General features: G+C 51.1%; 21 protein-coding genes and 1 CRISPR repeat array (1 of these 22 cut by a window edge). Of the genes, 9 read left to right on the top strand and 12 right to left on the bottom strand.

Going from position 1 to position 22,303, the window contains the following annotated elements; genetic code table 11:
- A CRISPR array of direct repeats spans positions 1-434; the repeat unit is 36 nt; unit sequence GCATTCCCCGGCCTCCCGCCGGGGCCTCATTGAAGC (it extends 1,696 nt beyond the left edge of the window).
- A gap of 253 nt (positions 435-687) precedes the next feature.
- Positions 688-4,584 carry a PAS domain S-box protein gene (locus CWO84_RS07100; RefSeq protein WP_165786279.1) on the top strand — a complete coding sequence of 1,299 codons (3,897 nt, stop codon included), beginning with the start codon at positions 688-690 and terminating at the stop codon, positions 4,582-4,584.
- Positions 4,585-4,616: 32 nt separating this feature from the next.
- Here CWO84_RS07100 and CWO84_RS07095 read toward each other — a convergent pair whose 3' ends face one another.
- Complete coding sequence (locus CWO84_RS07095) at positions 4,617-4,892, bottom strand: hypothetical protein (protein WP_033157059.1); 276 nt, start codon at positions 4,890-4,892, stop codon at positions 4,617-4,619.
- Between CWO84_RS07095 and CWO84_RS07090 the strand changes: the two genes are divergently transcribed.
- Positions 4,891-6,153: a hypothetical protein gene (locus tag CWO84_RS07090; RefSeq protein WP_101052166.1), complete on the top strand. Its 1,263-nt coding sequence runs from the start codon at positions 4,891-4,893 to the stop codon at positions 6,151-6,153. The two genes, CWO84_RS07095 and CWO84_RS07090, sit on opposite strands and share 2 nt — an antisense overlap.
- A 105-nt stretch (positions 6,154-6,258) precedes the next feature.
- On the opposite strand, the gene CWO84_RS07085 is transcribed toward CWO84_RS07090, so the two are convergent.
- Both CWO84_RS07085 and CWO84_RS07080 read right to left on the bottom strand, forming a co-directional pair.
- A complete protein-coding gene (locus tag CWO84_RS07085) occupies positions 6,259-6,882 on the bottom strand; it encodes an NUDIX domain-containing protein (RefSeq protein WP_101052165.1) in 624 nt (207 codons plus the stop codon).
- Positions 6,879-7,988, bottom strand: a complete 1,110-nt coding sequence (locus tag CWO84_RS07080) for a PQQ-dependent sugar dehydrogenase (protein ID WP_101052164.1) — start codon at positions 7,986-7,988, stop codon at positions 6,879-6,881. The genes CWO84_RS07085 and CWO84_RS07080 overlap by 4 nt, the downstream gene beginning before the upstream one ends.
- A 112-nt stretch (positions 7,989-8,100) precedes the next feature.
- Here CWO84_RS07080 and htpX point away from each other — a divergent pair, with 112 nt between their 5' ends.
- Positions 8,101-8,976 carry a protease HtpX gene (gene htpX, locus CWO84_RS07075; RefSeq protein ID WP_020484993.1) on the top strand — a complete coding sequence of 292 codons (876 nt, stop codon included), beginning with the start codon at positions 8,101-8,103 and terminating at the stop codon, positions 8,974-8,976.
- 43 nt (positions 8,977-9,019) lie between these two features.
- Positions 9,020-9,247: a DUF2835 domain-containing protein gene (locus CWO84_RS07070; RefSeq protein ID WP_101052163.1), complete on the top strand. Its 228-nt coding sequence runs from the start codon at positions 9,020-9,022 to the stop codon at positions 9,245-9,247.
- Between the two features lie 172 nt (positions 9,248-9,419).
- On the opposite strand, the gene CWO84_RS07065 is transcribed toward CWO84_RS07070, so the two are convergent.
- A complete protein-coding gene (locus CWO84_RS07065; RefSeq protein ID WP_101052162.1) occupies positions 9,420-9,929 on the bottom strand; it encodes a sigma-70 family RNA polymerase sigma factor in 510 nt (169 codons plus the stop codon).
- Positions 9,930-10,376: 447 nt separating this feature from the next.
- A complete protein-coding gene (locus CWO84_RS07060) occupies positions 10,377-12,758 on the bottom strand; it encodes a TonB-dependent receptor (RefSeq protein ID WP_033157053.1) in 2,382 nt (793 codons plus the stop codon).
- Between the two features lie 182 nt (positions 12,759-12,940).
- Here CWO84_RS07060 and CWO84_RS07055 point away from each other — a divergent pair, with 182 nt between their 5' ends.
- The 4 genes from CWO84_RS07055 to CWO84_RS07040 all read left to right on the top strand — a co-directional run bounded on the left by CWO84_RS07055 (position 12,941) and on the right by CWO84_RS07040 (position 14,342).
- Positions 12,941-13,366 (top strand): putative toxin-antitoxin system toxin component, PIN family, encoded by a 426-nt coding sequence (locus CWO84_RS07055; protein ID WP_101052161.1) that lies wholly within the window; start codon positions 12,941-12,943, stop codon positions 13,364-13,366.
- The gene (locus CWO84_RS07050; protein ID WP_033157051.1) at positions 13,363-13,581 is read left to right on the top strand and encodes a ribbon-helix-helix protein, CopG family; all 219 of its coding nucleotides are present in this window, start codon (positions 13,363-13,365) and stop codon (positions 13,579-13,581) included. The genes CWO84_RS07055 and CWO84_RS07050 overlap by 4 nt, the downstream gene beginning before the upstream one ends.
- A gap of 102 nt (positions 13,582-13,683) precedes the next feature.
- Positions 13,684-13,929 carry a type II toxin-antitoxin system Phd/YefM family antitoxin gene (locus CWO84_RS07045; protein ID WP_033157050.1) on the top strand — a complete coding sequence of 82 codons (246 nt, stop codon included), beginning with the start codon at positions 13,684-13,686 and terminating at the stop codon, positions 13,927-13,929.
- A gap of 5 nt (positions 13,930-13,934) precedes the next feature.
- Complete coding sequence (locus CWO84_RS07040; RefSeq protein WP_240617992.1) at positions 13,935-14,342, top strand: type II toxin-antitoxin system VapC family toxin; 408 nt, start codon at positions 13,935-13,937, stop codon at positions 14,340-14,342.
- 51 nt (positions 14,343-14,393) lie between these two features.
- Here the strand turns inward: CWO84_RS07040 and CWO84_RS07035 are convergent, their stop codons facing one another.
- From CWO84_RS07035 to CWO84_RS07025, 3 genes are all read right to left on the bottom strand, one after another.
- Positions 14,394-15,452 carry a FecR domain-containing protein gene (locus CWO84_RS07035; protein WP_101052159.1) on the bottom strand — a complete coding sequence of 353 codons (1,059 nt, stop codon included), beginning with the start codon at positions 15,450-15,452 and terminating at the stop codon, positions 14,394-14,396.
- A gap of 48 nt (positions 15,453-15,500) precedes the next feature.
- Positions 15,501-16,022, bottom strand: coding sequence for a sigma-70 family RNA polymerase sigma factor (locus CWO84_RS07030; RefSeq protein ID WP_101052158.1), 522 nt, complete (start codon positions 16,020-16,022; stop codon positions 15,501-15,503).
- A 287-nt stretch (positions 16,023-16,309) separates the two neighbouring features.
- Positions 16,310-16,819 (bottom strand): sigma-70 family RNA polymerase sigma factor, encoded by a 510-nt coding sequence (locus tag CWO84_RS07025; RefSeq protein ID WP_033157046.1) that lies wholly within the window; start codon positions 16,817-16,819, stop codon positions 16,310-16,312.
- Positions 16,820-17,225: 406 nt separating this feature from the next.
- Here CWO84_RS07025 and CWO84_RS07020 point away from each other — a divergent pair, with 406 nt between their 5' ends.
- The gene (locus tag CWO84_RS07020; RefSeq protein WP_033157045.1) at positions 17,226-17,765 is read left to right on the top strand and encodes a transposase; all 540 of its coding nucleotides are present in this window, start codon (positions 17,226-17,228) and stop codon (positions 17,763-17,765) included.
- Positions 17,766-17,921: 156 nt separating this feature from the next.
- Here the strand turns inward: CWO84_RS07020 and CWO84_RS07015 are convergent, their stop codons facing one another.
- The 4 genes from CWO84_RS07015 to CWO84_RS07000 all read right to left on the bottom strand — a co-directional run bounded on the left by CWO84_RS07015 (position 17,922) and on the right by CWO84_RS07000 (position 22,300).
- Positions 17,922-20,348, bottom strand: a complete 2,427-nt coding sequence (locus CWO84_RS07015) for a TonB-dependent receptor (protein ID WP_101052157.1) — start codon at positions 20,346-20,348, stop codon at positions 17,922-17,924.
- Positions 20,349-20,686: 338 nt separating this feature from the next.
- Positions 20,687-20,962 carry an antitoxin gene (locus CWO84_RS07010; protein ID WP_101052156.1) on the bottom strand — a complete coding sequence of 92 codons (276 nt, stop codon included), beginning with the start codon at positions 20,960-20,962 and terminating at the stop codon, positions 20,687-20,689.
- A complete protein-coding gene (locus tag CWO84_RS07005; protein WP_101052155.1) occupies positions 20,955-21,257 on the bottom strand; it encodes a BrnT family toxin in 303 nt (100 codons plus the stop codon). Before CWO84_RS07005 ends, CWO84_RS07010 begins: the two co-directional genes overlap by 8 nt.
- A gap of 77 nt (positions 21,258-21,334) precedes the next feature.
- Entirely contained in the window at positions 21,335-22,300 is a 966-nt protein-coding gene (locus CWO84_RS07000; protein WP_101052154.1) for a FecR domain-containing protein, read from the bottom strand.
- Positions 22,301-22,303 lie beyond the last annotated feature (3 nt).

Genomic DNA, 22,303 nt, shown 5'->3' with positions numbered 1-22,303 from the left:
GCTTGCATGACTCGGAACAATATTTTGCCGTGCGGCATTCCCCGGCCTCCCGCCGGGGCCTCATTGAAGCGGCGAGCTTGCGGGGGTTTTTTATGCTTTATCGACTGCATTCCCCGGCCTCCCGCCGGGGCCTCATTGCAGCTCAGTTGGCAATTGCACGTTAAACCGCCGGGGTTGAGATTGCATTCCCCGGCCTCCCGCCGGGGCCTCATTGAAGCAACATCCCGACATTACCGACCAGACCAACTTAACCGCATTCCCCGGCCTCCCGCCGGGGCCTCATTGAAGCAATTCGGCTCCGGCGTGGTGGAGCTTCAAGTGGAGTGCATTCCCCGGCCTCCCGCCGGGGCCTCATTGAAGCAGTTATCCGGGAAATGAGTCTTGATGATGTGACCTCGGCATTCCCCGGCCTCCCGCCGGAGCACTCAGCCCGAACGGCACATCCGTGATAAATAGGGCCGGGTCAATAATCCAAGCGTATTCCCCCCAACCATCTACCTGCTGCCAGCATTTAATTCCACATAAAAAGTGGCTAAACCTTACGCTGTTTGGGCTAGCTGCTATGTTTAGTTGTATCGGATTTAGAGAATCCAAATGCGGGTTATGCGTTAGCTAACGGATACGGGGCGACGGTATGTCGTTCAAGTTCCCTAAATCGTGCAAATCACTATTACCGATCTTCCTGCCATGAATGACATTCTAAAGTTCCTGACCGACAATAATTTTATGCCGCATGGCTATTGCCTGAGCTGGTCGCCGGGTTTGTTGTGGACCTTCGTGATTAGCGATGGCTTGATATTCCTGTCCTACTTTTTGCTGCCGGTTGCCTTGGGTTATTTCGCGCGGCATCGGCAGGATTTTCCGTATGTCCGGGTGTTGTGGCTGTTTGTGGTGTTCATTCTGGCCTGCGGTACGACGCATCTGATGGATGTCGTGGTGATTTGGGAACCACTTTACGGACTGGATGCGTTTGCCAAAGTGGTGACGGCGATAGTTTCGGTGATAACGGTGGCGGTGCTGATACCGCTGATTCCCAAAGCGCTGCAATTGCCCAGTCCGGCGCAGTTACGCGAGGCCAACGCCCAGTTGCAGCAGGAAGTGGCCGAACGTGAGCGGGTCGAGCAGGCTCTGAAGGCGGCGAACGTATTGCTTGAGCAGGGCTTGGTGGCGGAACGTACCCAGTTGGCGGCGCTGGTCAATTCTTCCGACGATGCGATTATCGGCAAAAATTTGGACGGAATCGTTACCAGTTGGAACCCCGCGGCCGAACGTATTTTCGGTTACAGCGCCGTTGAAATTATTGGTCAGCCGATCACGCTGCTGTTTCCCGCCGAACTGGTGATCACGGAAGCCGACTTGCTCCAGCGGATTTTAAACGGCGAGCGGATCAGCAATTACGAAACCCAGCGGGTGCGTAAAGACGGCAGCCGGATCGAGGTCGCCTCGACGATTTCGGCTATCAAAGATGGCGACGGCAAGGTCATCGGCGCGTCGAAGATCGTCCGCGACATCACTGAGCGTAAGCGTATCAAGGCGGCGCTGCGGGAAAGCGAAGCTAATTTCCGTAAATTGTTCGATGTGGCGCCGGTGCCGATGGCGCTGGTCGCCGCCGACGGTACTATGCTGGCTTTGAACCAGTCTATTGCCCGGACCTTTGGTTATACCTTGTCCGACATCCCAACCGTCGAGGATTGGTGGCAGCATGCGTATCCCGATCCGGTTTACCGGCAAACAGTTTTCGACACCTGGCAGAATTTGCAGCAGCGCGCGGCCGAGCAGCAGGCACCGATAGAATCTCACGAATATCAAGTGACCTGTAAAAACGGCGACGTGCGCACCGCCATCATCTCCGGGGTGACGATAGGCGACAATTTACTGGCAACGTTGATGGACATCACCGAGCGTAAGCGTGCGGAGGAGACGCTGCGCAAATTATCCTTGGTAGTCGAGCAAAGCCCGGAGAGCATCGTTATCACCGACCTGGATGCGCGCATCGAATACGTCAACGAAGCCGTGATCCAGACCACCGGCTACACGCGCTCCGAGCTGTTGGGCCAAAAAGCCAGTCTGTTTAAATCGGGCAAAACCAAGCCGGAGTATTTTGCGGTGCTTTGGGATAATTTGACGCACGGCCGGTCCTGGCAGGGCGAGTTTATCAATAAGCGCAAGGATGGCCGCGAGTTTGTGGAATCGGCTATCGTGGCGCCAATTCGCCAGCAAGACGGGCGGATTAGCCATTACATGGCGATCAAGGACGACATCAGCGAGAAGAAGCAGATGCTCCTAGAGTTGGAGAGCTATCGCGAGCATCTGGAAGAATTGGTGGTTGAACGCACCGAACAATTGGCCGATGCGATGCAAGCAGCGGAAGTGGCCAATGTGTCGAAAAGTGCATTTTTGGCGAATATGAGCCACGAAATCCGCACGCCGATGAACGCGATTATTGGTTTGACGCATTTGCTGCAAAACACCACGCTGGATGCCAAGCAACGTGAACAGCTGGCGAAAATTTCGGTCGCTGCCCAGCATTTGCTGGGCATCATCAACGACATTCTGGATTTCTCCAAGATCGAAGCCGGCAAATTGGTGTTGGACATCGGCGATTTCGATCTCGACCAGGTTTTCAAAAGTTTGAACGACCTGATTTGCGACCGCGCCGCCGAGAAAGGTTTGGAAGTGATTAACCGTATCGACCCGGCGCTACCGGCGGTGTTACGCGGCGATGCGCTGCGGCTGGGACAAATTTTGCTCAATTTTGCCAGTAATGCCGTCAAGTTTACCGACGCCGGACACATCGTGTTTCGGGCTAAATTGCTAGCCAAAAATCCGGTGGGGATTGTGGCTCGATTCGAAATCAGCGACACCGGCATCGGCATGAATGCCGAGCAATGCAGCCGTTTGTTTCAAGCCTTCGAACAAGCCGATTCCACCACGTCGCGGCGTTTCGGCGGCACAGGTTTAGGCCTAGCCATCAGTAAGCGTCTGATCGAAATGATGGGCGGCACGGTGGGTGTGCAGAGCAACTTGGGGCACGGCAGTACGTTTTGGCTGGAATTGCCGTTTGAGTATGCGGTGGGGTCGGCGCTGCAATTGCCTAAGCCGGATATTCGTAAAGGTTTAAAAGTATTGGTGGTAGACGATGTGGCCGAGGCCCGCGAAGACATCGCCCACATGCTGACGCGGTTCGAGGCGCGGGTGAGCGTCGCCGATTCCGGTTTGGCGGCCGTGCAACAGGTTGTCGATGCCCGGCAAGCCGATGCACCGTTCGATCTGGTGCTGATGGACTGGATGATGCCGGGGGTAGACGGCATTCAAACCGCGCGCCGGATGGGCGAAATCCTCGGCGAGGCCTTACCGAAAATTGTCTTGGTGACCGCCTATAGTTACGACGGCAGCGCCGAGGACTTGTACAGCGTCGGGATTGTGGGGCATCTTGCCAAACCGGTGACGCTGTCGGCCTTACACGATACGATTGCCGGCGTGCTGTCGGGATGGCGGCAAAAAGCGCCCGCGGATGCGCGGCATCCGGATTTATCCCGCCTAAAAGGCCGACGGGTGTTATTGGCCGAAGACAATCTGATCAATCAGGAAGTGGCGTTGGAGTTGTTGCAAGACGCCGGTTTGGTAGTCGATTTGGCCGAAAACGGCCGGATCGCTTGCGATATGGCCGCCAAACAGTTGTACGACCTGATTCTGCTGGACGTGCAAATGCCGGAGATGGATGGTATGGCCGCCAGTCTGGCGATCAGGCGCATGCCGGGGCGGGAAAAGACGCCGATATTGGCCATGACCGCCAACGCCTTTGACGAAGATCGGCGCGCCTGTCTGAGCGCTGGGATGAATGATCATATTCCCAAACCGGTGAATCCGGAGGTGCTGTACGACGTGATGTTACGCTGGATGCCGCCTTTGCCGCCCAGCCCGCCTGCCCGCGGTCATAAAACCCCGGATGAGCAAAACGACGGCAACGCGGCGCTGCTCGAGCGTTTGGCGAACATTCCGGGCCTGGATTTGCAGGCCGGTTTACACAATCTGCAACACAAGCTGCCGTTTTATTTGCGCCAGTTACGCCATTTCGCGCAGCGGCATGCGGCCGAAGTCGACAATATCCGGCATTTATTGGCGGTGGGCGATGGGGAGTCCGCACAAAGAGCCGCGCATTCCTTAAAAAGCAGTGCCGCAACCTTGGGAATAACCCACATCCGGGAGACCGCCGAGGGTATTGAGATCACGTTAAAACAGCGCGCGGCCGCAGCGGCCGAGTCCTTGCAAATTCCGCTCAAACAATTGACGGAGCAACTCGCCTGGTTTATTGCGCAGATTCTCGATGTGTTGCCGGCTGAACCTGCGCTTCAAGACATTTCGCCGCCCATCTATTCCGAGGAAGCGCTGCGTGCGGTGGTCGAAGGCCTGCGGATATTACTGGAGGAGGGCAATATTCAATCGCAAGTTTATGTACAAAACCATCGGGAGCAATTACGGCAAGCTTTTGGCCACGAGGGTGTCGCATCGTTGCTGCGGCATGTCGAGGTGTTTGCTTTCGACCAAGCCTTGGATGTTTTGCAGCGCGATCCGCACCTTTAGCCGGCTGAGACGGGTTTACCCATTTTTACAATTTACCTGCGCCGCTTGATACCGCTGTCGGCGATAATGCCGCACTCGAACCTGTCGCCGATTTTTTGCCGGAGTTGCAAAGTCATGTCCCAAGCTAATAAATTTTTTATGAATCCGGCCCTGTTTATCACGGGTATGCCGTTCCGGCTGGATGCGTCCAAGCCCAGGCGGCGGCGTCCTTCGATAAACTCCGTACCTTCAAGGGCATTAAGGCTAACGGGATTTGAGGGCTGGGTTAGCCATAAAGCGTGCCGATTGCTGTTGGCCTGTGCGCTCATGCTGTTGGTCGCCTGTTCCTCCAGGCCGCCGCTGCCCAGTCAGGAAGATCAGCAAGAAAAATTGAGTGAAATATTGAGCAATGGCGGCTACAAAACCGCGCGGAATTTTCCGGTGGATGTTACGCACGACGTCTGGATTTATCAGCAAACGGAACTGGAAGTAGAGCTGGTCGGGCCGAGTGCGCCGGGAAGCTATCCGTTGATTATTTATCTGCCCAGCTTGGGCGAAGATGCTAAAGCCGGGCGTTTGTGGCGGGAAACCTGGGCCAAGGCCGGCTACCTGGTGTTTAGTATGCAGCCGATGCCGGTCAGCCAAGCCTTGAAGGCCTTGGAGGCGGAGCGGCGCTTCGATGACCCGGAGGAGATTCCGGACGACGAAAATGCGGAGCTGGCTGATGAAAATATGGCGTTGCGACCCGAGCCGGCTGATGGCGGTTGGTTTGGTGACAAGCCGCGTCGGCAATCGCGGACGGCTAGGGAAAGCGAATTGCGTTATGTCGGTCATCAATACTTTGGCATGGAGAATCTGAAAACCCGCTTGGCGCAACTATTTTGGGCCTATGCGCAACTGCAAACGCGCGCCGGCTTACGGCAAGCTTTGTATGCGTCTGCCGATTTCAGCAAGGTGATACTGGCGGGCTACGACCTGGGTGCGCAAACCGTGACGGCAGCCTTGGGCGAGAATTTTGGTAGCGGTTTGCCGCGCGGGGACCAGCTGAAGCCGGTGGCGGCGATGGTGTTGAGTCCGTCGGTGGATTTGGCGGAAGGCAATGTGCGCAGCCGGTTTCAGGCTTTGCGTCTGCCGATGCTGACGATTACCGGCAGCGAAGATAACGATCCTTACGCGATTAGTTCCGCCGCCGTGCGTACGGCGGTTTGGGAACAGGCTCCGGCCGGCGGCAAATATCTGTTGTTATTGCGCGGCGCCGGGCATCGTTTGCTGTCAGGTAATGAGTTGGGCGGGCGGTTTGGCTTGAGCGGGGTGCGGCGCGGCGACTTTGGCATGGATTCCGGCGGCGGTCCGGGCGGACACAGTGGCGGCGGGCGGCGCGGCATGAGTGGTGGCGGTGCAGGTGGCGGCTTATTCGGCAAAACGGAGCGCCGCGATCCGAACTTGGGTTATAAACAAGTGGCAGCCATCGCCAGCGTGTCCAGCGCATTTTTGGATATGCTGATTAAAAAAGACGAGTTTGCCCAAGCCTGGCTGAATGAAAAAGCCGGCAAATGGCTGGATAGGGCAGGTACTTTACAAACGCGATAGCCTGCAAAACCTAGGCGTATCGCCTGTTGGCCTTGCCAGTGGACGCGGGCGAAAGCTTGCCCGACCGCTGTGTTTTGCGGGCTAGAGCCCGGGTCACTGTGGCAGTTACCACGCGGGCGAATTAAGTCCTGCCAACCACTGGCTGCGTAATTGTTCACGATGAATATACAGCCATTGAATGGCGAGGATGGGAATGCCGGATTCGATCTTGCCGTCTTCCAGCATTTGAAATGCCTCGTCGAATTTGACGGCTGTGACGCGGATGTCTTCATCTTCCTCGTCCAGGCCGTGAATGCCGCCGACCCGGCTGCTATCGACCCGGCCGCAGAACAGGGTAATCCACTCCGATGAGCCGCCTGGGGTGGTGAAGAACTGTTTGATTTCGATGAGTTCTAAAATCTCGCAGCCGGCTTCTTCGCGGGCTTCGCGATAAGCGACTTCTTCCGCGGTTTCACCTTCTTCAATGGCGCCGGCCACAATTTCCAGCTGCCACGCCCGTTCCGGTTGCAGCACAGCGCCGACGCGGAATTGCTCTATCAACACCACTTCGTCGCGGTTCGGATCATACAGCAGCACGGCCACGCAATTGCCGCGGCGGAACAATTCCCGCTTTAAAGGGGGGCTCCAACCGCCGTTGAACAGCGTGTGTTTCAGGGTGTATTGCTCCAGCCGGAAAAAGCCTTCATAAACAACCTGCGTATCCAGTATTTGAAATTGTTTGTCGTTCATCGGCCGTAGGTTACCCGGTAGATGACGCCCAAGCTGTCGTCGCTGATCAACAAGCTGCCGTCCGGCATTTGAATAATGTCGTTCGGCCGTCCTAGTACTTGGCCTTCCGCTGTCAGCCAACCGCTGATGAAGGGTAGTTCATTATAGGCTTGGCCTTCACGGAATTTGACCACATTCACCTGATAACCTTGCGGTACGGTGCGATTCCAAGAGCCATGTTGGGCGACGAACAACTGCCGGAAATAAGTGTCCGGAAATTGTTTGCCGGTATAAAAACGCATGCCGAGCGGGGCAATGTGGGCTTTATATTTCCAGGCCGGGGCCTTGAATTTGTAGCATTGCTTGTCGCCTATATATTCCGGGTCTGGAATGGTTCCGGCATGGCAATACGGGAAGCCGAAATGCTCGCCTTTTTGGTTCCATTCGTTCAGTTCGTCCGGCGGCATGTCGTCGCCCAGATAGTCGCGGCCGTTGTCATTGAAAAACAGATGGCCGCTGCGGGTTTCCCAATCGAACCCCACCGTGTTACGGATGCCGCGCGCTAGGATTTCCATATCGCTACCATCCGGATCCAGGCGAATTAGTGAGCCGTAAATCGGTTTGTCCGGGTCGCAGACGTTACAAGGCGCGCCGACGGCGGTGTATAACTTGCCGTCGGGGCCGAAGCGCAGATATTTCCAGCCATGGTGGCGGTCGGAGGGAAACTGGTCGAATACCGTGACCGCTTTGGGCGGGCTGACCAAGCGCTGGCCAACCTCGTCGAAACGAATGATGCGGTGAATTTCAGCGACATATAACGTGCCGTCTTTGTAAGCCACGCCATTGGGTAGATTGAGCTGTTGAATGATCAGATATTTTTGTTCGGCAACACCGTCGCCATCCTTATCCTGTACCGCATAGACGCTGCCTTGGCGGGAACCGACATAGACCAATCCATTGTCGCCCAGCGCCATTTGCCGGGCATTGGGAACGTCGTCGGCGAATATTCTGATATTAAAACCCGGCGGCAGACGTAATTGTTTTAGCACGGCTTCTTGTTCGGGGGTGGCTGCCAAGCAAACCGGTACAGCGGCAAACAGCATCAACAGCGACTTTATAATTTTCATTTTTATGTCCCTCAAGTAAACTTTGGCAGATGTTAACACTCTATAGTCTTGAATTTAATCTTTCGGCTCCCCAGATTAAACCCACTTTATAACAACACAGGAAAGTTACGCCATGATGAGAATATTGCTGTTTTTGGCCACCAACGTGGCCATCATGATTGCGATCAGCATCATATTTAGTATATTTGGCTTGCAAGGCGCACTGGATGCTCAAGGCGTCAACTTGAACATCGAAGGCTTGCTGGCTATGTCGGCGGTCATCGGCATGACCGGTTCGGTGATTTCATTGTTCATGTCCAAATGGTCGGCTAAAAGTTCGATGGGTGTGCACGTTATCGAGCAGCCGCAAAACCAAACCGAACAATGGTTAATCAGCGTGGTCGAGCGCCAAGCCCGGCAAGCCGGAATCGGTATGCCGGAAGTGGGTATCTTCGATGCTCCGGAAGCCAACGCCTTTGCCACCGGCGCCAACCGTAACAATGCTTTGGTGGCAGTCAGTACCGGTTTGCTGCGCAGCATGAGTGCCGATGAAGTGGAAGCGGTGGTCGGTCACGAGATTAGCCATGTCGCCAACGGCGATATGGTGACGATGGCCCTGATGCAAGGCGTGGTAAATACCTTCGTTTATTTCTTCGCCACCATCATCGGCTACGTGGTGGACCGAGTCGTATTTAAAACCGAACGCGGTTACGGTCCGGCGTATTACGTGACGCAAATGGTCGCGCAAATCGCCTTGTCGATTTTGGCTTCGATGCTGGTGATGTGGTTCTCGCGTTACCGAGAATTCCGCGCCGATGCCGGCGGGGCGAATTTGGCCGGCCGGCAAAAAATGATAGGTGCATTGCGCGCGTTACAGCGTTCGCATGAGCCTGCCGAACTGCCCGGCGAACTGGCGGCATTTGGTATCAATGGCGGTGGCGTACAACGCTTGTTTATGAGCCACCCGCCTTTGGAAGAACGCATCGCCGCTTTGCAAAACGCCCGTTAGGACGCTCCCCTGCCGCGCCGGGTCTACCGGCGCGGCTTTTTTTATGGCCAATCAATTTATCCGTTTCAAACTCGATTTAACTTACGACCAATATCTGGCCGTTTATCAAGGCGTCGCCAAAACCGTGGTGACGATTGCCGATGACGGCCGGCGCATCGTATTTCCCGCGGGCAACATTCAGCGTTATCTCACCAAAACCGGCATTCAGGGCCATTTTGAAATGGAACTGGCTGCCGGGAATAAATTTGTCGGCATCAAAAAGCTGGCGTGACGGCTTAAATCTTAGCCATGTTCGCGTTAATCGTTGATGTCGTCCCGGCGGACTGGCGGGACCCGGAAACCCCGAGTGCACTGGATTTCGGCAATCCACGCCAATGATGGCGTTGACGATCCTTCAATGGCTAACGCAAACATTGCTTAAATCTTTCCGCTATCCCCTCAAGTTAACCATCATCCAAGTTCGCGCCGGCCAACATGCGTCCGGTTTGGTACAGCACCCGCTCGACTTGGCGCTCCGAGATCTGTAATTCGGCGGCAATGTGCTGATGGCGCTTGCCGTCTAGCCGACGCAAGCACCAGATTTGCCGATTGAGCGCGGGTAAGCCGCGCAGCCAGCTTTCGGCCGCCAACCATTGCTGCTCGCCTTGCACCAACCGCTCAGGTAAAGGACAGGGACATTGCCAGTCCTGGTCCAGCGCCCCGCCGTCCCGCGCCTGTTGCCGGGCTTTGCTGCGCAAATAATCCAAAGCCAGGTTGCCGGCCACCCGGTACAGAAATGCCCGGCAATTGGTGATGGCATCCTGCCCTGCATAGTCGGCAATATGCAAAAAGGTATCTTGCAGTAAGTCGGCTGCCGCCTCCCGGCAATTGACCTGGCGCAGCAGAAATTGCTGTAGCTCGGCTTGGTGGCGTAAATACGCGGCGGTTAAGGGTGGGTAATGATCGTTCAACATTGGGCATGCCTAATTTTGCCGCATTTATAGCTGTACGTTGACGCGCGTGAGCACCGAGCAACGCTATTCGCTTGGTGAGCAAGCCACCGGTAACCTAACAGCGATTTAAAAATGATCCCTTCCTGATGAGTAATCAGTAGGGTGGATAAGCCGTGCGCATCCACCAAGATTGCCGGATAATTTTCTTTTTTGCGGGTTGGGGTGAGGTAACGAACCCCAACACGACAACCGTTGAACCACCAGCCAAACGTCAAAGCGAGACATCGCGACCCAAAAAATTATCAGCAAGGAGCAACGGGCAAACCGGTCGAAAATGTTGGGGTTCGTTACCTCACCCCAACCTACCAAAACCCAACTTACCAAGTTACGCAAACCCAACGTACAAGGTTAAAATTTCATTGTAATTTTAATGAAAACAATGAAAATTAAGCATTTAAGCCAATAAATTTAATACTCTACCCTGATCGATCCCATAAAGTTTCTTGGCATTCCAACTTCAATATCTGAGCGATCTTGTGAAGCGGGATAATAGGTTTTGTCCATAAGATTATTGACATTCAGTTGAGCAGTTAAATGACTTTTTCCTACTTTCCATCCATAACTGCTTAACAAATTGACCGTGGCATATCCAGGTAATATCGCTGTGCTCGAGTCATTATTAGTATTTCTAGCACCTCTAGCAATAACGCCACCGCCAAATTTCAAGCCTTGGAGAACGCCTGATTGAAGCTCATAAGTAGTAAATATGCTGCCACCGTGCAATGGCACTCCCTGAAAACGTCTGCCTAATTGGCCTGCACTGCCAACAGTTACGGAAGCGTCAGGGGTATAAGCATAAGCTCCAATAATATTCCATCCCGGTAATATCTCGCCTTTTAGATCTAGTTCTAAGCCTGCGCTTCTTGCTTCGCCAATCGCAAGAGAAAATCCTGGATGATCTGGATCAGATATAGCAACATTTTGTTTTGTTAAATCAAACCACGCGAGCGTTCCAAGAAACCTTTTATGGAATAGCTCGGTTTTTATACCTAATTCCCATTGTTGAGCGCTTGTTGGAGATAAGAATTTACCTCCGAATCCAGTTCCATTTACACCGCTGAAGTTTTCTGTATAGCTACCATAAAAACTAAGTTCAGGAATCGGCTGCCAAACAATGCCGCCTCTTGGCACTAAGCTATCCTGTCTTGGTTCTTTGGTAGACTGTCCATTAAAGTTACTGCTCGATTCAGTGCTGTCATATCTCATACCACCCAGAATTTGGATGTTATAAGGAAGCTTAATTTGATCTTGGAAATAGAGACCAAACCAATCCTGAATGCCAGAGTATTTTATATAATCTGCTGGATTCCCTCTTGCAGTAGCCAAGTCAGGATATTGTGGCTTGTATATATTGATACTATCAAATATAAATCCTTGGGTTGTATTAATCGAATATCTGTAATGATCGCCACCTAGTAATAAAGTGTGTCCTAATCCTAATGTTTCAAATTTGCCTGTCAAATTTAGACTATTAAAATAAACAGGCTGCTTACTAGGGTCTTGAAATTGCACTAATCCAAAGCGTCCCATGTTTCCATTTGCGTCTGGAGAACCGTCTGTATCTGATGCCACTCCGTCCGTTCCAATCCATTGCGCATTAAACCGATGACTGAGTTTCCAGTTATCGTTAAATGCATGAGACCAATTGATGCCTACCATTGTCCGCTCGTAATTGTAAGGGTAAGGGTTGCTTGTAAATCTTTCACGGGGTAGGTTTGCAGGGCGGTCGCCAATTGCCGGAATACCTCTGTCATAAACAATATGACCAGTGTCATATTCCATTTCAAAATTTACTTGAGTTTTTGGGCTTATATTCCAAGTGACAACTGGTGCTAAAAATGTTCTCTCACTATTGACGAAGTCTCTGAATGAGTTCGCACTTTTGTAGGCAAGATTAAATCTATATAAAAGCGACTTATCGTCGTTAATTGGTCCCGTTGCATCAACTGTTGTTCGATATAAATCAAAGGAACCAAATTGTTGTTGCAATGAATAATAAGGAGTTTCAAGCGGTTTCTTTGTCACATAATTAACCATTCCACCAGGGCTGGTTAATCCGTATAAAAGCGAAGCAGGTCCTTTCAATACCTCAACCCTTTCAGTACTTGCCAAATCTCGACCGCCAGTAACGTAACCGGCAATTGGAAAAGGCATCCCATCGCGATAGTCTCCTTGTGGATAGTTATCAAAACCTCGCCTTGTCGATGCTTCTAAAAAATCACCCGATCCGCCACTACGGTAAACACCGCTAACATAATCCAGCGCATCGTTTGGTCTAATGCCTTGAATATCTTCTAACACCTGTTTAGGCACGACTTGTATCGAATAAGGTGTTTCCATAATCGGCGTATCAGTCTTGGTCGCTGTAGACGCATTGGGCAAACTGTAATCTGGATTATAAGGATCGGTCGAATCATAAACCGCCTTCCCAGCAACCGTCACCGCCGGCAAAGTCGTCGTCGCATTGCTTCCGATTTCAGCCGCTTTAACTGCCACCGCATCCTCCGCCGTAAAGGTATAGGTCAACCCCGTGCCGGCCAGTAACTTTTGCAAGGCTTCCCGCGCGGTAAAGTCACCTTGAATGCCGCTGGTTTGCTTGCCTTTCAGCGCGTCACCATCACTAAAGATTTGGATGTGGGTTTCCGCTGCCAGTGCTTTTAATGCATCACTCATGCTTTGCGGGGCAATGCTCAGGTGGTGAGTTTGTTGTTCGGCAAGCGCTGCGCCGGTTGCAGACAGGATTGCCAGTGCCAGCAGGCTGCGACGCGGTTTCCATGTGAATTTTTTCATTATTGATCCTCTGATTGCTGAAAGGTCTGTGCCGTTTATTCCGGCTCATAAAGTAAGACAGCTCAGCGTCGAAAATCTGGTCAGCTTGGGAGAAGGTTTTTGCAAATTTTTTTCGATAGATGCTCTCTAAGGCCTGTGTTAAGATAATTTTGTGTGCATATGTGATGGCAATTTAACGAATCATGAGAGTCGTAATCGATACCAATGTATTGGTAGCAGGGCTGATAGGAAAGACAGGGCCGAATCGGGAAATCTTGCGGCGCTGTCTTGAAGGGGATTTACAGCCCTTTGTTGGCAACGCGCTTTATCTTGAATACCAAGATTTACTCAATCGTGAACATATCCAAGCATTATGCAATCAAACATCGGTTTCTTTGATGGCGTTTCTTGATGGCTTTGCGAGTGTCTGTACCTCTGTGGACGCGCGTTATCTTTGGCGGCCGAATTTGCAGGATGAAGCGGATAATCACCTTATTGAATTGGCTATTGCCGCACGTGCTTCTTACATTATTACCAACAATTTATCTGACTTCGCCAATGCGGAACTTAGGCACATCGGTTTTGACGTCGTTACACCGCAACAGCTATTGAGGTTATTAGAATCATGACTACCTTATCCATTCGTTTACCTGAAGACATGGCGGAAAGATTGAAAGATATTGCCAAAGTTAGAGGCATTAGCCTTAACAAATTAATGTTTGAGTTTTCCGCACAAGCGCTGGCGGAAGATGAAGCCAGGCAACGGTTTATGGCTGCACAGGTGCGCGGCAATCCGAAACAGGCTTTGAAAATGCTCGATGAATTGGATGCTATGGGGCTTTGATTGATCTTATGTCTAAGCATGTTTTGAAGGCTGTTTAGCGTTTTGACACACCATTTTATAACGCTCATACTCATAACTGGTATGACTGGACAGGAGAGATAGATGCATACTTGGCAATTACAAGAGGCGAAGAGCCGATTCAGCGAGGTGGTGGAGCTCAGCCTGAAAGAAGGCCCACAACTGGTGACTCGACGCGGTGAAGAGGCTGTTGTCATCTTGGCCGTTGACGATTATCGGCGCTTAAGCGGTCAATTGCCGCGTTTGAAGGACTGCCTGCTCAATGCGCCACGCGGTGAGGCCTTAGTGTTGGAACGATCCACAGAAGTGATTCGGGATCTGGCTTTGTGAAATATATGTTGGATACTTGTGCGCTCTCTGAGCTAGTCAAGAGTAAGCCCGATGCCAAAGTCCTACAGTGGTTTGAAGCTAGCAAAGCGCACGAGCTTTGCATCAGTGCGATGACTTTGGCCGAATTGCAGCGTGGTGTGAACCGGTTGCCAGAATCAAAGCGCCGATCTGAGCTTACGCTATGGCTACAAAAGTTGGAGATCGGATTTGAAGATCGAATTCTAGTATTTGACACTAGGGTTGTAAAGGTGTGGGCGCAAATGACGGTTGAGGCAGAGGAACAAGGGAAATCTCTAGCTGCCTTTGACTCGATCATTGCCGCGACTGCCCGAACGCATTGCTGTCGATTGGTTACTCGTAATGTTCGAGACTTCAGCAACGCAGGTATTGAAGCGCTTAATCCTTGGCTGTAAACATGATGGGCTAATCAGCCTCTTGGGACAAAGGGCTGGTTTGTATGCCTGTCAACCTCGGTTCGCATAAACCATAATCTTGCCATCTTGCAACTGCTGAGTTTTGATCGGCAATGCCGCCTGCAGGGTATTCAGTATTTTGGGCAGGTTGTCGATTTCGAAGCTGGCCGATACCCGAATTTGTTTAAGTGCTTCGCCGCTGTATTGGAAGCTTATTTTGTGATAACGCTGTACTTGGCTTAACACGGTTTCCAAAGGCGCCATCTCAAATACCAGCCGGCCACTGCGCCAGGCAATGATGTTGGCAGCATTGGTGGCAATCGGCGCGTTGACTTGGCCTTGGTCGTCGTAGCTAATTTGCTGGCCTGCTAGCAATGCAGGGGTTTCGTCATTTTTTGGCGTGCTGTTCAGGTGCAGCCAAAATGCCGATCGGCTGATGACATGATCCAGCCAGCGCGCTCCGGTTATTTTGCTGTCCGGAATGACCTGTACTTGACCTTCAGCGACGGTGACTTGCGTTGTGTTGTTGGCCGAATAGACATTAAAGCGCGTGCCAATATCATGAATGCGGCCATTGCCGGCTATCACATCGAAAGGCCGGTCTATTTCATGGGCCACACTCACGTAAACTTCGCCTTTTTCCAGACTAATCACCCGGCGGTTGCCGGTCATTTTCACCGACAGTTGGGTATCGGTATTCAGGGTGATTTGCGAGCCATCGGCCAAATCAATCGACTTGCGTTCACCGACTGCGGTGGCATAGTAATCGGTTAGCCGATAGTCATTTAAACCAAAAGTCGTGGTCAAAACCAGTAAACCCATCAACCCGGTTGTTTGCGCTTTGCGGATACGTTGTTTGCGCTGGATGCGCTTTGCCCGAGTTTCCTGTGCCGCTTGCCGAGCCGGAAAAGTGGCTGGTTTTAGTTGATCCAGCTGTTGCCAAAGCTGGAGCGCGCGCTCGTATTCAAAGCGGTTGCTGTCATTTTGTGCCAGCCAAGCTTGTAGCTGCTGTTCTGCAGCCGTCGTCCACTCGTCAGAATGTTGAGTAAACACCCAAAATCCGGCTTGTTCCTGTGGCGTACCGCTGAGTTTGTAAGTTTTGGATTTCATCTGGCCAGTCTTGTTTGCGCTTTACCTAATAAGACAGTTGAGCACTGCTTATCGGGTCAGATTATCGCCCAAAAAATCATGCCCCAGATGCTGAATAAGATGTTGCCAGGCTTTGAGCACATAGCGTTGCGCCGATTTGCTGGAAATGCCTAGCGCTTCGGCAACGTCCGGGTAACTTAAACCATCCAGTTTGCTCAATATGAAGGCGTGCTGTACGACTTCCGGCAGTTGCAGCAAAACCGATAGAAAACGCTCCAGTTGCTGCTGGATTGCGACCGTCGTTTCCGGCGCCGGCAGCTGGCAAACAAGTTGCTCCAGCTCTACCAGTTCGTCTGGCGTATACCGCAACCTGACCTGTTCGTGATCGTAGGCGTTTTTGCTGAGATTGGCGGCGGTTTTGAACAAATAGGCCCGGTGGTTTTCGATGGCCGGCAGATTGGGATGCTGCATTAATCGCAAAAAAGCTTCCTGGGTAATATCTTCCGCGATTGTGACATTGCTTTGGCGTTCAGCGAATGCCAGAAGCTCCTTGCCGTGTCTGCGGAATAGTTTGTCCAGTAATGTATTCATGCATTTTTGATCGAGGCTGGCTTAATGCAGTCAATCGGGTTGGTTTTTTGGGCAGAAAACCTGATAGAGCAGCAAAAAATATTCCATTTAACTGGCTTCGGGTTTTTTCATGGCATGTATTTTTCATAAAAACCCAATATATTCATGCGGTTAGATTATGGCTAAAGCTCTGGTCAAGCCGATATTTTGACAACGCACCCAGTGCTGGTAAGCAATTGTTTAAGAAAAATCGTGGCATATGACTTATTTTCTTGTCGGAGTAAGTGAAATCTCATATCCGATAGATATCAACAATCGTCCAGGCGGGCTTCTGCCAGCAATTTTCCGGTTCGGTACAAGAGGTGTTCGACCTGACGTGTCGAGAGCTTTGATTCGGCGGCAATTTGTGGGTGACGTTTGCCGTCCAAGCGATGCAAGCACAAGATTTGTCGGTTGAGTGTGGGTAAACCGTAAAGCCAACTTTCGATCGCCAACCATCGTTGCTCGCCCTGTACAAAGCGCTCCGGCAGCGGCTTGGGGCACTGCCAGTCTTCATCCAAAGCGCCGCCGTCCCGTGCCTGTTGCCGAGCTTGGCGACGCAAATAATCCAAAGCCAGATTGCCGGCCACCCGGTACAAAAACGCCCGGCAATTGCTGATGGCATCTTGTGCTGAGTATTCGGCGATATGCAAGAAGGTATCCTGCAATAAGTCTGCCGCCGCTTCCCGGCACTGGACCCGCCGCCACAGAAATTGCTGTAGTTCGGTTTGGTGCTGTAAAAACGCGGCAGTTAAGGGTGGGTGTGGTTCGTTCGTCATCTAATATCAAAAAGATTGCCGCTTTTAAGCTGTGCCTCGGCGCCCATGAGTTCCGAACAACTTTGAGTAATTCGTGTTTTGCATCAGCGTATGGAATGCGCGCGGCATTTGGTTTGACCGGGTTTTGGGTTCAATTTGAAAGTGGGCGGAAAATCGCCGAGAGCGTCGGTTGGAGTGAGGCACGAACCCCAACACGACAACCGTTGAGCCACCAGCCAAACCCGAACGCGACACATCACGCCCCATAAAGCCATCAGCAGGCAGCCAAGGCCGAACCGACGACGATTAAAAATACCGTCATCATCAGGCCTGTGTAGCGATGCAGCAAAACCGAAAACGGGCGAATTTTCATCATGACTCCCATGCTATATTTCCAAACATCCCAAACCCCAACCCAACGGCTACCATGCTATACCGACGTCATTTCAGCGAAGGCGGCAGTTATTTTTTTACCGTTAACCTGGCGGAAAGAAAGCGGCACTTATTGGTGGAACACATCGACGCACTCCGCGAAGCCATTCGCATTGTGCGCAGCCGCCATCCATTTCAAATCGACGCCATGGTGGTCATGCCCGATCATTTGCACGCCATATTTACCCTGCCGCCCAATGATTCCGATTACCCGACCCGTTGGATGCTGATCAAAGCCGGTTTTTCCAGACAAATCCCCAAAACAGAACGCATCAACGCTAGCCGCCGTAGCAAAGGCGAGCGCGGCATCTGGCAGCGCCGGTTTTGGGAACACACCATCCAAGACGAAGACGATTTTCGCCACCACATCGATTACATCCATTACAACCCCGTCAAACACGGTTACGTCACCCGCCCAGCCGATTGGTTACATTCCAGCATCCATAAATACATAAACGCCGGCACATTGCCCGCCGAGTGGGGCACCGCCTCCCCCGAAAACAACAAACGGTTTGGGGAGCGTAGGTTGGGGTGAGGCACGAACCCCAACACGACAACCGTTGAGCCACCAGCCAAACATGAAAACGAGACATTGCAGCCAACAAAACAGCTAATGATTTGTAAAGTTCAAACCGGTCAAATGTTGGGGTTCGTTACCTCACCCCAACCTACGCAAGCCCAACTTACCGAGTTAAAACTCCAATTTCAATGAACCAAGAAATGACCTTGGCGTACCGATAGTGACACGTGTTCCGGGGCCAGCAGGAGTAAAAGACACGTCTTGAAGGTATTCCTTATCCAACAGGTTATTAATATTCAGTTGAGCTGATATTTTTGAACGCCCCACTTTCCAGCTATATCCAGCCAGTAAGTCGACAGTGGCATAACCCGCGTTACTGTAGACATTTGTAAAATCAACGGAAGAATCTCTTAGAGAGACCCCTCCACCTAACTTCAAACCTTCAAGTGCCCCCTGTTGAAAATCGTATGTGGCCCAAAGGCTACCCATGTTCCGAGGAACGGCATAAGGACGCATACCTTGACGACCGCCGTTATCTTTTATAACGAGTGTGTCAAGATTCGCGTAAGTCGCGATCAGGTTCATTCCCGGCATAATTTCGCCACGAATATCAATTTCCGGACCTCGTGATCGCACTTCACCGGTGGCGACAGAAAAGAGCGGGTTAGTCGGATCTGTGGTGGCAACATTCTGCTTGGTCAAATCAAAATAAGCTAAGGTGGCGCTTAATCGACCGCCGAAAAACTCTGTTTTGGCACCCACTTCCCATTGCTGAGCACTCTCAGGTGGTAACGGCTTAAGTGAAACAGATTGAGCATTTGATACACCAAAATTTTCCACATAATTACCGTATAGGCTTAGCCAGTCCTTCGGCTGCCATAAAACACCAACCCTTGGAGTAACCGCATCATCAGCAGTCAAACCCTGATTCAAGATATTGTCTTTTTGTTTGACATATTGATATCGAAGTCCGCCCATGATGTGAACGCCAAACGGCAAAGTTATCTGATCTTGCCCATAAATTCCAAAATAGTCAGTGCTATTGTCATAAGGAGAGTAGGTGGCAGGATCATAGGCTAACGAGGATGTGTGAACAGGATTATAAATATTCACTGATGGGAAAGATGTACTGTTTAGAAAAGCCCCAGAATTATCAATACGATAGTAGTCGCCACCGACAATTAGGGTGTGATTGAGCCCATAGGTGTCAAAATTCCCACTTAAATCTAATGTCGTGTAATAAGTATTTTGATGCTGAGGTCCGGTATAAAAAATTCGGTCGAGCGTATTGTCATTCGTTAGTTCGAAACTGTTCGGTAGAACCGCTGCATCGGTACGATCCATTAGATTGGCATTAAAGCGATGACGGACAGACCAATTATCATTGAATTCATGTGACCAATTTATTCCAACCAATTTTTCTTCAACCGGATTTGGCGAACGCTCCATCAGGTTACGGCTCTTCGGCATATTGATAAATTGTCCGTTGACATAGGGCCAAACCATCGGATCGTAATTGAGATTATCGTGGCGATATTCCAGTTCTAAAGTCGCTTGAGTTCGCGGACTTAAATGCCATGTAATAACAGGCGCTAGAAATGTTCTCTCGTTATTAACCAGTTCTCGATACGACCCGCTACTTTCAAAGGAAGCATTAAATCGGCATAGCAGTGATTTATCCGCGTTTATTGGGCCCGTTGCATCAACGGTGGTTCGAAATAAGTCCCAAGATCCGAATTGTTGTTGCAACGAATAATAGGGTGTTGCTAAAGGTTGTTTCGTAACGACGTTTACCATGCCTCCTGGCTCCATCCGGCCATACAGGATAGATGCGGGCCCTTTCATGATCTCAATTCGTTCTATATTAGCCATTTGGCGGGTTCCAATGGATGAATATTGATTGTCGATCCTGAAGCCATTTCTGAAATAGGTGGAAGAACGAAAACCTCTTAACCAGATATCGTCAGATAGCCCCCCAGAACCTGAACTAGTAACAACTCCGCTAACGTATTTAACAGCTTCAGACATTTGAATAACCTGTTTGTCATTAAGCACCGCTTTAGGTATGACCTGAATATTTACAGGCGTTTCCATTAGGGGAGTATCCGTTTTTGTGGCAGTGCTAGCATCATGAATTGAATACGCTTTGTTAAACGGATCGGTCGAGTCATAAACCGCCTTCCCCAAAACCGTCACCGCCGGCATCGTCGATGCCGCATTACTCCCCGAATCCACGGGTTTGATCGCCACCGAGTCCTCACCGGTAAAGCTATAAGTCAAACCGCTACCCGCCAGCAGCTTTCTAAAGCCTTCTTCAACGGTGTACTCGCCATCCAGCCCGCTAGTGGTTTTGCCGTCGGTCAATGTGGCTTCCGCTGAAAATAGCAGTCCGGAGCTAGTCGCAAACTGCCTTAGGGCCTGACTCAAAGAGCCGCCGCCAATATGGTAGCTGCGCTTAATGCTGGCGTGGTCGTTAATGCTTTCCGCATGGACGGGGCCGGACAGGGTTAATGCGGAGGCCAGTAGAATGCCTTGTATAGCCAGGTGCAATCGAGAGGGCTGTGAGCCTGGGGTGCCTGGGCGTTGGGTCGATGACATCGGTTTTATCTCCTTTAAAAAATGCGGTTGTCATTACCTATGTCAATCGAGACTGAAAAAGCGGAACTGGAAATTGAAAAAATTTGAAATATTTTTTAAGTATTTGTTTTTTTGTAAAAAAAATTGAGTTTTTGGTGTAAATGCATAGGGTGGAGCGCGCCTCGAACCCCAACACGACAACCGTTGAGCCACGCTACGTAAGCTTGATTTGCAGGAGGTAGGGAGATGCCGGGAGCGATTACCGAGACGATAGGATCATTTCGAAATGCGTGACAGGATGATGTAGCTGGCTTATCAAGGAACGGCCAAGTCGATTGAGGAGATGGGAAGTAGCTCACTCATGAAACATCAAGATGAATTTTGTTAGACGTATATTGATGCACCAAAATTTGAATAATATTTTGATACGGCACGCCATTTTCCAGTCCCTTTTTCTTTAACGCATAAAGATCGTTTTCAGAAAGTCTGATGGAAACTGATTTTTTCTTTTCGTGTTTCAAAAAATCTTGCAGTTCTACCAGACGCTCCTGAATATTGCCTTTACTGCACCATTCATCGTTTTCAACACTATCGAGAATGTCTTGTTCAAAAGCATCTAAATTTAGCTTAGTCATCATTTGCCGCCTTGTTGTAACGTTTATTCATTTTTCGGGAAGGGATAATCGTCTTTAAAAAAATGCTGTTCTCTTCTTCAACGTAAGGCACGATGTAAACATAATTTTTTATGGCGATTAAGATGATAAAAACCGATTGATTGGGATATTTTTCAGAATTTGGATGCGCCAAATCATCGAGTACATGTCCCATTTCAATGGCTAATAAGACATCCTCAAAACCAATCCCTCTTTCCGCTTTTAGCAAAGCGTTTTTTTCAGGAGAGAAATATACTTGTTTTTGCCTGTATGCCATACGATGTATGGTATTTTCTCAAGCAAGGTGCAGTCAACTAATATCGGTGTATAGCGATGTTAAGTTGTCTGGCGCGCTTAGCGCGGCAAGACCTTAACCCAATACGGCAGCGGGTTTGTTATCTTGACCGGCAAGTTGGTAGCCAGCGAGGCGAGGATTTTGTCGGTATCCTTGAGCGGGAAAGAGCCGATGATGCGCATGTCGGCAATTTCCGGCGCGCAGGTGACGTAGCCTTGCCGGTAACGATTCAGTTGTAGCAGAAACTCGCTGAGCGGGATGTCGTCGGCGACGATGACGCCTTGGCTCCAGGCGGGTTTGTCCAGTTTGCTTGGCTGTATGGGTTCGATGCGATCAGCTGCAAACCGGGTATTTTGTCCGGCATGTAGCCGCTGTTTAGGGCTGTTCGTATGGGCGGGCTGGATTTCCACGCTGTCGGCAAACACTGTGACCTCGCTGCGGTCGGCTTGTTGGCTGACGCTAAAGCGGGTGCCCAGCGCCCGAACCCGGCCATCCTGGGTATCGACCACAAAGGGGCGCTGCCAACCTGCGTTATCCTTGGCGGTCTCGATATAAATTTCCCCGGATACCAGTTGCAAGCGCCGCAAATCAGCGCCGAATGCCACGTTCAAGGCGCTGCCGCTGTCCAGCACCACTGTCGAGCCGTCCGCCAAGGTGATCGTTTGGATTTGGCTTTGCGCGACATGGTAATCCGCCGTCCAGGCTTGCCAATAGCCGGCACGTGAAAACTGCCAGCTCGCCAAGCCGACGCCGCCGAGCAATGCCAAATGTTTGATAGCGCGTCGGCGCTGCAAATCCGGCGCCGTCAAGGCGGCTAAAGCGGCTTTGGGTGGCAGCGCTTTAAAGCGCTCGATATGAAATTCCACTCTGGACCAAGCGGTTTGATGGTCAGAATGTGCGGCTAACCAGGCTTGCCATTGTGCGGTTTCTTTGGGTTGCACTCGTCCGGATCGGAATAACGCAAACCACTCGGCTGCTTCAGCCAGAATGCGCGGGTCGATTTCCAGGGGGCGTTTTTGTTGCATCTG

It is taken from the genome of Methylomonas sp. Kb3 (genome assembly GCF_002834115.1).
Classification (GTDB): domain Bacteria; phylum Pseudomonadota; class Gammaproteobacteria; order Methylococcales; family Methylomonadaceae; genus Methylomonas; species Methylomonas defluvii.
This window is presented reverse-complemented; position numbering and strand designations above follow the sequence as displayed.

What these genes read in the sequence shown, in the direction of transcription:
- CWO84_RS07050 (WP_033157051.1), top strand. Translation starts at nt 13,363, where the DNA reads ATGACTACCTTATCCATTCGTTTACCTGAAGACATGGCGGAAAGATTG.
- CWO84_RS07085 (WP_101052165.1), bottom strand. Translation starts at nt 6,882, where the DNA reads ATGAACGACAAACAATTTCAAATACTGGATACGCAGGTTGTTTATGAA.
- htpX (WP_020484993.1), top strand. Translation starts at nt 8,101, where the DNA reads ATGATGAGAATATTGCTGTTTTTGGCCACCAACGTGGCCATCATGATT.
- CWO84_RS07065 (WP_101052162.1), bottom strand. Translation starts at nt 9,929, where the DNA reads ATGTTGAACGATCATTACCCACCCTTAACCGCCGCGTATTTACGCCAC.
- CWO84_RS07040 (WP_240617992.1), top strand. Translation starts at nt 13,935, where the DNA reads ATGTTGGATACTTGTGCGCTCTCTGAGCTAGTCAAGAGTAAGCCCGAT.
- CWO84_RS07100 (WP_165786279.1), top strand. Translation starts at nt 688, where the DNA reads ATGAATGACATTCTAAAGTTCCTGACCGACAATAATTTTATGCCGCAT.
- CWO84_RS07030 (WP_101052158.1), bottom strand. Translation starts at nt 16,022, where the DNA reads ATGAATACATTACTGGACAAACTATTCCGCAGACACGGCAAGGAGCTT.
- CWO84_RS07070 (WP_101052163.1), top strand. Translation starts at nt 9,020, where the DNA reads ATGGCCAATCAATTTATCCGTTTCAAACTCGATTTAACTTACGACCAA.
- CWO84_RS07045 (WP_033157050.1), top strand. Translation starts at nt 13,684, where the DNA reads ATGCATACTTGGCAATTACAAGAGGCGAAGAGCCGATTCAGCGAGGTG.
- CWO84_RS07020 (WP_033157045.1), top strand. Translation starts at nt 17,226, where the DNA reads ATGCTATACCGACGTCATTTCAGCGAAGGCGGCAGTTATTTTTTTACC.
- CWO84_RS07010 (WP_101052156.1), bottom strand. Translation starts at nt 20,962, where the DNA reads ATGACTAAGCTAAATTTAGATGCTTTTGAACAAGACATTCTCGATAGT.
- CWO84_RS07005 (WP_101052155.1), bottom strand. Translation starts at nt 21,257, where the DNA reads ATGGCATACAGGCAAAAACAAGTATATTTCTCTCCTGAAAAAAACGCT.
- CWO84_RS07080 (WP_101052164.1), bottom strand. Translation starts at nt 7,988, where the DNA reads ATGAAAATTATAAAGTCGCTGTTGATGCTGTTTGCCGCTGTACCGGTT.
- CWO84_RS07015 (WP_101052157.1), bottom strand. Translation starts at nt 20,348, where the DNA reads ATGTCATCGACCCAACGCCCAGGCACCCCAGGCTCACAGCCCTCTCGA.
- CWO84_RS07000 (WP_101052154.1), bottom strand. Translation starts at nt 22,300, where the DNA reads ATGCAACAAAAACGCCCCCTGGAAATCGACCCGCGCATTCTGGCTGAA.
- CWO84_RS07035 (WP_101052159.1), bottom strand. Translation starts at nt 15,452, where the DNA reads ATGAAATCCAAAACTTACAAACTCAGCGGTACGCCACAGGAACAAGCC.
- CWO84_RS07090 (WP_101052166.1), top strand. Translation starts at nt 4,891, where the DNA reads ATGCTGTTGGTCGCCTGTTCCTCCAGGCCGCCGCTGCCCAGTCAGGAA.
- CWO84_RS07055 (WP_101052161.1), top strand. Translation starts at nt 12,941, where the DNA reads ATGAGAGTCGTAATCGATACCAATGTATTGGTAGCAGGGCTGATAGGA.
- CWO84_RS07060 (WP_033157053.1), bottom strand. Translation starts at nt 12,758, where the DNA reads ATGAAAAAATTCACATGGAAACCGCGTCGCAGCCTGCTGGCACTGGCA.
- CWO84_RS07095 (WP_033157059.1), bottom strand. Translation starts at nt 4,892, where the DNA reads ATGAGCGCACAGGCCAACAGCAATCGGCACGCTTTATGGCTAACCCAG.
- CWO84_RS07025 (WP_033157046.1), bottom strand. Translation starts at nt 16,819, where the DNA reads ATGACGAACGAACCACACCCACCCTTAACTGCCGCGTTTTTACAGCAC.